The sequence below is a fragment of the Micromonospora sp. NPDC051006 genome, assembly GCF_044456245.1.
GTDB lineage: Bacteria > Actinomycetota > Actinomycetes > Mycobacteriales > Micromonosporaceae > Micromonospora.
Map to the genome: position 1 here is coordinate 134635 of NZ_JBITFP010000017.1, position 9757 is coordinate 144391.

The 9757-nt window shown below is 69.2% G+C and carries 8 protein-coding genes; 7 read left to right on the plus strand and 1 reads right to left on the minus strand.

Annotation, left to right across the window (positions count from 1 at the left end; genetic code table 11):
- Positions 1-73: 73 nt before the first annotated feature.
- The 7 genes from ACIBBA_RS23585 to ACIBBA_RS23615 all read left to right on the plus strand — a co-directional run bounded on the left by ACIBBA_RS23585 (position 74) and on the right by ACIBBA_RS23615 (position 8002).
- Complete coding sequence (locus ACIBBA_RS23585) at positions 74-1204, plus strand: ABC transporter ATP-binding protein (RefSeq protein WP_396700128.1); 1131 nt, start codon at positions 74-76, stop codon at positions 1202-1204.
- Positions 1201-2181, plus strand: coding sequence for an ABC transporter permease (locus ACIBBA_RS23590; protein ID WP_396700129.1), 981 nt, complete (start codon positions 1201-1203; stop codon positions 2179-2181). Before ACIBBA_RS23585 ends, ACIBBA_RS23590 begins: the two co-directional genes overlap by 4 nt.
- Positions 2182-2184: 3 nt before the next feature.
- Complete coding sequence (locus tag ACIBBA_RS23595) at positions 2185-3258, plus strand: ABC transporter permease (protein ID WP_357054739.1); 1074 nt, start codon at positions 2185-2187, stop codon at positions 3256-3258.
- Positions 3255-4283 carry an ABC transporter ATP-binding protein gene (locus ACIBBA_RS23600; RefSeq protein WP_350873826.1) on the plus strand — a complete coding sequence of 343 codons (1029 nt, stop codon included), beginning with the start codon at positions 3255-3257 and terminating at the stop codon, positions 4281-4283. Before ACIBBA_RS23595 ends, ACIBBA_RS23600 begins: the two co-directional genes overlap by 4 nt.
- Positions 4284-4291: 8 nt before the next feature.
- Positions 4292-5704 (plus strand): GH1 family beta-glucosidase, encoded by a 1413-nt coding sequence (locus ACIBBA_RS23605; RefSeq protein ID WP_396700130.1) that lies wholly within the window; start codon positions 4292-4294, stop codon positions 5702-5704.
- Positions 5705-5729: 25 nt separating this feature from the next.
- On the plus strand, positions 5730-7097 hold the full coding sequence (locus ACIBBA_RS23610; RefSeq protein ID WP_396700131.1) for a GH1 family beta-glucosidase: 1368 nt from the start codon (positions 5730-5732) through the stop codon (positions 7095-7097).
- 620 nt (positions 7098-7717) lie between these two features.
- The gene (locus tag ACIBBA_RS23615) at positions 7718-8002 is read left to right on the plus strand and encodes a DUF6817 domain-containing protein (RefSeq protein ID WP_396700132.1); all 285 of its coding nucleotides are present in this window, start codon (positions 7718-7720) and stop codon (positions 8000-8002) included.
- A gap of 448 nt (positions 8003-8450) precedes the next feature.
- On the opposite strand, the gene ACIBBA_RS23620 is transcribed toward ACIBBA_RS23615, so the two are convergent.
- Positions 8451-9626: an RNA polymerase sigma factor gene (locus ACIBBA_RS23620; protein WP_396700133.1), complete on the minus strand. Its 1176-nt coding sequence runs from the start codon at positions 9624-9626 to the stop codon at positions 8451-8453.
- Positions 9627-9757: the final 131 nt, after the last annotated feature.

The window sequence follows — 9757 nt, forward strand, 5'->3', positions numbered from 1 at the left end:
GGGAGCGGCACCCGTCTCCACAGTGGCATCACGTCACCTCGGTGACATGGACACCCCCAGACAGGAACTCGGCATGACGGTGAGCGAAAGCGCGGCGGCGCCGGGCAGCGAGGTGGTGCTGGAGGCCGTCGGCCTGACCAAGCACTTCTCCGTCCGTCGGCGGTTACGCGACCTCTTCTCCCGGACGCGGGCCAGCGTCCACGCGGTCGACGACGTATCGTTCGAGCTGCACCGCGGTCGGGTGACGGCGCTGGTCGGCGAGTCCGGCTCCGGCAAAACGACGGTCGCCCGACTCCTGGCCCAGCTGTACCCCCGCACCGGCGGCGACATCCTGTTGCACGGCGTATCGACGTCGGTCCGCGGCGGCCGCCGCTTCCGCGCCTACGTCCGACGCGTGCAGCTGATCTTCCAGGACCCGTTCGCGTCGCTGAACCCGGTGCACACGGTGCGGTATCACCTCACCCGGGCGCTGCGCATCCACGGCAACGCCGGCCGCACTTCCGAAGACCTCGAGCGGGCCCTCGCCGAGCTGCTCACGCGGGTCAGTCTGACGCCACCCGAGCGGTATGTGGACAAGTTCCCGCACGAACTCTCCGGCGGGCAGCGGCAGCGCATCGCGATCGCCCGAGCGCTGGGCGCCAACCCGGAGGTGCTCCTCGCCGACGAGCCGGTCTCCATGCTCGACGTCTCCATCCGGCTGGGCATCCTCAACCTGCTGCGGGACCTCAAGGATCGACTGAACCTGGCCATCCTCTACATCACGCACGACATCGCCTCCGCCCGGTACTTCGCCGACGAGACACTGGTGATGTACGCCGGACGCATGGTCGAGGGCGGTGACAGCGAGACGGTCACCCAGAGCCCAGCCCACCCGTACACCCAGCTGCTCATCGAGTCCGCCCCGGACCCGGACCGCATCGCCGGAATCGCCGCCACCACCGCTCAGGACCGCGGAAACGGGGAGCCACCAAGCCTGATCCGGCCGCCGGCCGGCTGCCGGTTCCACCCTCGTTGCCCGCACGCGATGCCGCGCTGCACCACCGACCTGCCGCCGCGGCTTCCAGTCGATGACCAGCCCGGCCACTGGGCGGCGTGCTGGCTCTACGACCCGGCCACTGTCGCCGCCGAGGTACCCGGATCGGTGGCCGGCGATCCGACGCTCCCGACCCCACCGGTCCTCACCCTCTCGGAGGAGGCACGATGACGTTCCTGCTGCGGCGCATCGCCTTCTACCTGTTCACGGCGTGGGCGGCCATCACGCTCAACTTCTTCATTCCCCGGATGATCCCGGGCGACCCGATCAGCTCGCTCCTGTCGAGGTACCAGGGGCGGCTCAGCACCGACGCCATCCAATCGTTGCGCGTGCTCTTCGGGCTCGACAAGAACCAGAGCCTGTTCGAGCAGTACATCGACTACTGGAACCAGCTGTTCCACGGCAATCTCGGCGTGTCGTTCACGTTCTTCCCGTCACCGGTGTCGGAGGTCATCGGCAACAGCCTGCCGTGGACGCTCGGCCTGGTCGGCATCACCACGATCATCAGCTTCCTGCTCGGCACCGCGCTCGGCGTGGTGGCCGGCTGGCGGCGCGGCTCGTGGATCGACGGCCTAATGCCGGCCACGACGTTCCTCTCCTCGATCCCATACTTCTGGCTGGGTCTGGTCGCGATCGCGCTGCTGGCCGGCCCAGGGAGCTTCTTCCCGTCGTCCGGTGGCTATGAGCCGGGCCTGGTGCCCGCGTTCGACCAGTACTTCATCCCCAGCGCCGTGCAACACAGCCTGCTGCCCGCGGCAACGATCTTGATCTCGTCGATGAGCGGCTGGGTTCTCGGGATGCGCAACATGATGGTGACCGTCTCGGCGGAGGACTACATCACCGTCGCCCACGCGAAGGGCCTGTCGGAGCGGCGGGTGGCGCTGAGCTACGCAGCGCGCAACGCCCTGCTGCCGAACGTCTCGGGCTTCGCGCTGGCGTTGGGGTTCATCGTCGGCGGCACGCTTCTGGTGGAGATCGTTTTCTCCTACCCGGGCCTCGGCTACCAGCTGTTCCAGGCGGTAGGCGCCAAGGACTATCCGCTGATGCAGGGCATCTTCCTGATCATCACGATCGCCGTCCTGGTGGCCAACCTGCTCGCCGACGTCGCCTACCTGCTGCTCGACCCCCGCACCCGAAAGAGTGGCTGACCGATGACCATCTCGTCCTCCAGCATTGAACAGGTCATCCCGGGCCAAGGGTCCATGGCCCAGCCGGCCCTCGAGCCGACCAAGAGCAAGCGAGAGCGGTTGCGCTTCGTCTCGAACGCCAAGGTGGCCACCGGGCTGGGCATCCTCGCCGTCTACGTCCTCTTCGCGATCATCGGGCCGTGGGTCGCGCCATACGACCCGGACGCGCGCAGCTCGGACCTGGTCCAGCCGCCGTCCGCCGAGCACTGGTTCGGCACGACCCATCTCGGGCAGGACATCTTCAGCCAGATCCTGGTGGGCACGCGCGGCGTGGTCGTCGTCGGTCTGATCGCCGGGGTGGTGGCGACCGTGTTGTCCGTCCTGATCGGGGTGACGTCCGGATACCTCGGTGGCGCCGCCGACGAGGGCCTCTCCGCGGTCTCCAACGTGTTCCTGGTGATCCCGGCCCTGCCGCTGATCATCATCGTGACGTCCACCATCAGCAACGCCGGTGACCTGATCGTCGCGCTCGTGATCGGGTTGACGTCGTGGGCGTGGGGCGCCCGCGTGCTGCGCGCACAGACCCTGTCGCTGCGCCGCCGCGACTACGTGGAGGCGGCGCGGGCCAGCGGTGAGAAGACCTGGCGCATCATCGGCTTCGAGATCCTGCCCAACCTCACCGCGATCATCGCGTCCGGCTTCGTCGGTACCGTCATCTTCGCCGTCATGTCGGAGATCACGCTGGCCTTCATCGGCATCTCGTCGATCTCGACGTGGAACTGGGGCACGATCCTGTTCTGGGCGCAGGGCCAGCAGGCTCTCGCGCAGGGCGCCTGGTGGTGGTTCGTTCCCGCCGGGCTGGCCATCGCGCTGCTCGGCACCGCGCTGTCGCTGGTGAACTTCGGCATCGACGAGTTCGTCAGCCCGCGCCTGCGCAGCAGCGGCAAGACCCGGATCAAGAACGCGGCCGGGCACACCGTGCGGATGCGGGTCGGCTTCACCCCGGTCCTGGATCCGCCGCGACCGGGCCCGCCGGGGAACGTTCCGACCGGCGCTGTCGTGGTGAGCAACACCGACGGGAAGGGTGCCGGGCGATGAAGCGACCCGTCCTGGAGATCCGGGACCTCAACGTCGACTACGGGCTGGGCGACGACGCCGTGCACGCGGTCCGGAACGTGAACCTCACCCTGCACCGCGGTGAGGTGCTCGGGCTGGCGGGGGAGAGCGGCAGCGGCAAGTCCACCCTCGCCTATGGGATCACCCGGCTACTGCCCCCGCCCGGTGTGGTCAGCGGCGGATCGGTGCTCTACCACCCGTCCGGCGGCGAGCCGATCGATATCATGGCGCTGACTCCGGCCGAGCTGCGGCGTTTCCGCTGGGCGGAGACGTCCATCGTGTTCCAGGGCGCGATGAACTCGCTCAACCCGGTGCACAAGGTGTCCACCCAGCTGCTCGACGTGATCAAGACGCACGAGCCGACGATGAGCAGATCGGCCCGGTTGGAGCGCGCCCGCACCCTGCTGAAGATGGTCGGCATCTCGGCCGACCGGATGGACAGCTATCCGCATCAGCTCTCCGGCGGCATGCGCCAACGCGTCATGATCGGCATGGCGCTCGCCCTCGAGCCGCAGATCGTCATCATGGACGAGCCCACCACGGCGCTCGACGTCGTGATGCAGCGGCAGATCCTCCGCCAATTGGTCGAGCTGCGCGAGCGGCTGGGCTTCTCGGTCCTGTTCATCACGCACGACCTGTCGCTGCTGGTGGAGTTCTCCGACCGCATCGCCATCATGTACGGCGGCCGGATCGTGGAGGAAGCGCCCGCCGCCGCCCTTTACCGCGACCCGCTGCACCCGTACAGCGATGGCCTCTTGCACTCCTTCCCCGCGCTGCGCGGCCCGCGCCGCGAGCTGACCGGCATCGCCGGCTCTCCGCCGGACCTGCGCGCGATGCCGACCGGCTGCGCCTTCCACCCGCGCTGCCCGAAGGCGTTCGACCCGTGCGCCGGGGAATTGCCGGTGCTCGGCGCGCCGCCGGTGCCGGACGGGCGGACCCGGACCGTGGCCTGCTGGCTGCACCCGACGAAGGACACCGCCCCCCTGATACCGGCACCTCGCAAATGAGGAGAAGCATGACCACAACCAGTCCCCTGACCAGCGCGCAGTCCGACCTCATCGCCGGCCTGCCACCGAGCTTCCGGTGGGGCGTCGCGACGTCCGCGTACCAGATCGAGGGCGCGGTGCACGAGGACGGCCGAACCGCGTCGATCTGGGACACCTTCTGTCGGGTGCCGGGCGCCGTCGCCAACGGTGAGACCGGTGACGTGGCCTGTGACCACTACCACCGCATGCCGCAGGACGTCGCGCTCATCCAGGACCTCGGGGTGGACACGTACCGCTTCTCGGTGGCGTGGCCACGGGTGCAGCCCGGCGGCCGGGGCCCGGCCAACCCCGCCGGCCTGGCGTTCTACGACCGCCTCGTCGACGAACTGCTCGGCCGCGGCGTCGACCCCTGGGTGACGCTGTACCACTGGGACCTACCGCAGGAGTTGGAGGATGCCGGCGGGTGGCCGGCCCGGGACACCGCCTATCGGTTCACCGACTACGCGATGCTGGTCTTCGACCAGCTCAGCGACCGGGTGCGCTCCTGGACCACCCTCAACGAGCCGTGGTGCTCGGCGATGCTCGGCTACGCGTACGGGGCGCACGCCCCGGGCCGCCGCGACTTCACCGCCGCCATGCATGCGGTGCACCACCTGCTGCTCGGCCACGGCCTGGCCACTCAGCGGATGCGCGCCGCCGCGACCCGCCCGGTCGAGCTCGGCATCACGCTGAACATGGGTACCGCCGTGGCGCAGACGGACAGCGAGCTGGACCGGGCGGCGGCGCGCCGCGCGGACGGTCTGGGCACCCGGATCTACCTGGACCCTCTGCGGTACGGGCGCTACCCCTCCGACGTGCTCACCGACCTAGCCGCGCGCGGGGTCGAGCTCCCGGTGCGCCCGGGAGACCTGGAGATCATCTCGGCGCCCTTCGATCTGCTCGGCGTCAACTACTACAGCAGCCACGTCTTCTCCGGAGTGGACGACAACGGGCGCGCCGAGGACGCGGACGGCAACCCGGTGGAGCGGGCAGTGCCGCGCGGTTTGCCGACCACGGCGATGGACTGGGAGATCTTCCCGCAGGGGCTGACCGACCTGCTGGTCCGGATCAGCCGGGACTACCCCGGCCTGCCGATCGTGATCACGGAGAGCGGGGCGGCGTTCGACGACCGGCCGGACGAGACCGGGTTCGTGCGCGACGACGACCGGACCGCGTACCTCGCGACGCACATCGCGGCCGTGGCTACGGCCCGGCAGGCCGGCGCGGACGTGCGCGGGTACTTCGCGTGGTCGCTGCTCGACAACTTCGAGTGGGCGTACGGCTACGACAAGCGGTTCGGCATCGTCCGGGTCGACTACGACACGCAGGCGCGCGTCCCCAAGCAGAGCGCGCTCTGGTACGGGGACACCGCGCGGCGGGTGCGCAGCGGCGTGTCCGAGTAGTACGGCGGCCGGTCCGAAGAAAGACATGAAGGAGAAGAGCGTGTTCGACCTCGCCGCCCTGCCGCCGACCTTTGTCTGGGGCGCCGCCACCTCGGCGTACCAGATCGAGGGCGGAGTGACCGCTGACGGCCGTAAACCCTCGATTTGGGACACCTTCTGCCGCGTCCCGGGCGCGATCGACAACGGCGACACCGGCGATCTCGCCTGCGACCACTACCGGCGGTGGCCGGAGGACATCGCTCTGATGCGCCGGCTCGGCCTCGACGCGTACCGATTCTCGGTGGCTTGGCCGCGGGTAATGCCCGACGGCGTCGGCCGGCCCAACCCCGCTGGGATCGCGTTTTACGACCGACTCGTCGATGGCCTGCTCACGGCCGGCATCCGCCCGTTCGCCACGCTGTACCACTGGGACCTGCCCCAGGTGCTACAGGACCGCGGCGGCTGGCCGGCCCGCGACACCGCGCTCGCCTTCGCCGACTACGCCGCCACCGTAGCCGCTGCGCTCGGCGACCGGGTCACCGACTGGATGACCGTCAACGAGCCGCTCTGCTGCGCCTGGATCGGGTACCTGGAGGGCCGGATGGCGCCCGGAGAGCGCGACCTGACCCGCGCGGTGTCCGCCTCGCACCACCTGCTGCTCGGCCACGGGCTGGCCGCCGCCGCGGTGCGCGCCAACGCCACCGCGTCGGCGTCGGTCGGGGCCGTGTGCAATCTCAGCCCAATCGAGCCGGCCAGCCGCAGCGACGCCGACGTCGCCGCCGCCGTACGCGCCGACGGCCACGTCAACCGCTGGTGGCTCGACCCGCTCTTCGGCCGCGGCTACCCGCCCGACATGCTCGACACCTACCGGGTCGCCCCGCCCGTCCACCCCGGCGACCTCGAAGCGATCGCCGCGCCGCTGGACTCCTTCGGCCTCAACTACTACTTCCGGCAGGTCGTCGCCGACGATCCCGGCGGGCCCGCGCCGTACGCCCGCCAGGTGCCCGTGCCCGGCGCCCTTGAGACCACAATGGGTTGGGAGAGCCACCCCGCCGGCCTGACGGAGTTGCTCGTCCGCCTCGCCGAGGATTATGGCGCCACCAGCATCTACGTCACGGAGAACGGCTCGGCGTGGCGGGACGAGGTCGGTCCGGCGGGAGAGGTCGAGGACAAGCGGCGCACCGAGTACCTCGAACTGCACCTGGAGGCGTGCGCGGCCGCCGCCGCCCGGGGAGTCCCGGTCGACGGCTACTTCGCGTGGTCGCTGCTGGACAACTTCGAATGGGCGTACGGCTATGACAAGCGATTCGGCCTCGTGTACGTCGACTACCTCACCCAGCGCCGCACGATCAAGGCTAGCGGACACCGGTACGCGGAGGTGATCCGAGAGCACAGGCAGCGTCGGCAGGCCTGAAGCTGCTGAGGACGAGGGATTTCAGCTCCGGCCGGCGTCCGGCACGGCGACCACTCGCACGCCGGCGTCGGTCAGGGCGCGCGCACCGGTCGGTTCGTTGTCGGCCGGGTGGAGGCATGTGCGCGGTACGGGCGAGATCGCCTGGCTGCGGGAAACGCTGATATCACTTACGCGATGACCACCCGGACCGCCTTCCGGTCGGCCGACTGTCCGCAGCCCCACCAACGCGCACATCTGCCACAGACCGGACGTCACGCAGCGTCACAGGTAGTTGAGCTAGCCGACGTCGGTCGTGCCGAGATTTGTACGCCTTAGTACAGGATGACCCGCCACCCGGCGGGGTCTACGCCGTGGCCCACGGCCACCGCACGATGTTCGGTCGTCCTCACAAGTCATCGGTGATCAACGCGGTGGCCGTCCTCATGCTCGTGCCACGCCCAACACCCGAAACCAGGTGGCGTCAGGTGCTGGGGTTTGCCGACCCTCAGGCAGGCGAGTGCCGGACGTGTCCACGGCGCTGTGACATAGTGCCCATACCCAGGGGCCAGCGAATCCGACAGCCGATACCTACAGTCGGGCCATGGGCACCGACGAGGGTGTGCGGGTCTGGCTTCGCCGGCATGGAGCTGAGCAGATCGCATCCCGGGGGCAACCTGTACGCCCACCTGTGTCGAGTCAGCGAACGACTCGCCGTGCTTGGCTGGAGCGGTGAAGTGCAAGCCGCGGGTCTTACCCACGCCGTCTACGGCACCGACGGGTTCGACCTCGCCCTGCGTGATCGGGCCGATCGTGCTGTGCTACGGGATCTCGTTGGTGCCGACGCCGAGAAGCTTGCCTATCTGTATCGCGCCTGCGACCGTAGGCGCAGCTGGCGGGAGCTGGCACAGACCATGCCGTCGCCATGAAGTAGGAGTGATCGTCCGCGGCGTGCGTAACACCACCGACCTTCGCGCCGAGTACCGGCTCGCCGCGATGAACCAGTCGCCGGGTGTCCCCACGGTATTTCTGCCTGCGCAGCCCGAACTGGCCGCGGTGTCTTCGACCGCAATGCGCATGTTGGGAAAGACCTTCGCCTACGCAGCCGTAGGCTGCCGGACATTGGCGAATCCCTCGTCGGACCACGTCATGCCGGTGCTACCGGCCCACGTGCGCGTGTTTCGAGCCAATGGCCTTGCGGTCAGTGACGCGAACTGGGCAACCAAGCTTCGCGCGGTGGCCGCCTCACGAGCCAGGTCGCGATGCGGGAGAGCGGGGGACGGGCCATCAGTGACCAGTACGCCGACGACTGCATGAACCGCCACGGCCGTCATGGCATCGATGGGTACTTCGAGACCGTCCGTGAGGTGCTGACGCTTACAGATACCGCTGCACTTCCGTGAGCCGCTCGGTGAGGAAGGCGCGCTCGACTTCGTTGTCGGTGAGGGTCAGCGCCTCTTCGTAAGCCGTCATGGCCTGGGGCCACTGCCTCAACTGGCGCAGGAAGTCGGCGCGGGCGGCACTGAGATATCCGTACGTGGCCAGGGCCGGCTCGGCGAGCAACGGCGCCAGCGCATCGAGTCCGGCCCGGGGACCGTCGCGCAGCCCGATCGCGACAGCGCGATTGAGATCGACTACGGGCGAGGGCCACAGCCGGAACAAAGCATCATAGAGCCCGGCAATCTGGGTCCAGTCGGTGTCCTGCCACGTCGGCGCCTCGGCGTGCAAGGCAGCTATCGCGGCCTCCAGGGCGTACCGCGTCGGCGGTCGTCGGCGCAGCACATCGGTCAACAACGACTGACCTTCGACGATGAGCTGCCTATCCCAGCGTGAGCGGTCCTGCTCGGACAGGAGCACCAGGCGCCCGTCGGCGGACAATCGGGTGTTCTGACGCGACGCAATGAGGAGCAGCAGCGCGAGCAGAGCGCTGACCTCGGCGTCGGTCGGCATGAGCAGATGCAGCATGCGGGCCAGCCGGATCGCGCAATCCACCATGTCCTGGCGGACCAGATCAGCGCCGACCGGTGCAGTGTGGCCGGTGGTGAAGATGAGGTGGACGACCTCGAGTACGACGCTGACCCGCTCCTCGAGTTGGTCCGGATCCGGCACTCGGTACGGGATACGTGCCGCGGCGATTTTCTTCTTGGCCCGGGTGATCCGAGCGGCCATGGTGGCTGGCGGCACCAGGAACGCGCGGGCTACCTCGGACGTGGACAACCCGCACGCCAGGCGCAGGGTCAGGGCGACCTGCACCTCTCTGGACAACGCGGGGTGGGCGCAGGTGAAGATGAGCCGCAGCCGGTCGTCGGCGAGGCCGTCCTCGGGTCCCGGCACCGTCTCGTTCGCGACAAGCAGCGGCATCTTGCGACGGAACACCGACTCACGGCGCAGGACGTCGCGGGCCCGGTTACGCGCGATGGTGGTGAGCCAGGCGCCCGGTCGCTCGGGGATGCCAGCCTTCGCCCAGGTCTCCAGGGCCTGTGCGAACGCGTCCTGGGTGCACTCCTCGGCGAGGTCGAGGTCGCGGGTCAGATGGGCAGTGGTGCTGAACACCTGGGCCCAGTCGCGGGGGGGGGGCGGCGCGGCCCCCCCCCCCCCCGCGAAGAAAAAGCAGTGGTTTGCACTACAACACTAGTCGTCCACCCCACCGAATAAAAAAACCCCGAGTGTACGCTGACACACGC

Excerpts from the sequence above, each read along its gene's own strand:
- ACIBBA_RS23585 (WP_396700128.1), top strand. The coding sequence starts at position 74 with ATGACGGTGAGCGAAAGCGCGGCGGCGCCGGGCAGCGAGGTGGTGCTG.
- ACIBBA_RS23595 (WP_357054739.1), top strand. The coding sequence starts at position 2,185 with ATGACCATCTCGTCCTCCAGCATTGAACAGGTCATCCCGGGCCAAGGG.
- ACIBBA_RS23605 (WP_396700130.1), top strand. The coding sequence starts at position 4,292 with ATGACCACAACCAGTCCCCTGACCAGCGCGCAGTCCGACCTCATCGCC.
- ACIBBA_RS23590 (WP_396700129.1), top strand. The coding sequence starts at position 1,201 with ATGACGTTCCTGCTGCGGCGCATCGCCTTCTACCTGTTCACGGCGTGG.
- ACIBBA_RS23600 (WP_350873826.1), top strand. The coding sequence starts at position 3,255 with ATGAAGCGACCCGTCCTGGAGATCCGGGACCTCAACGTCGACTACGGG.
- ACIBBA_RS23610 (WP_396700131.1), top strand. The coding sequence starts at position 5,730 with ATGAAGGAGAAGAGCGTGTTCGACCTCGCCGCCCTGCCGCCGACCTTT.
- ACIBBA_RS23615 (WP_396700132.1), top strand. The coding sequence starts at position 7,718 with ATGGAGCTGAGCAGATCGCATCCCGGGGGCAACCTGTACGCCCACCTG.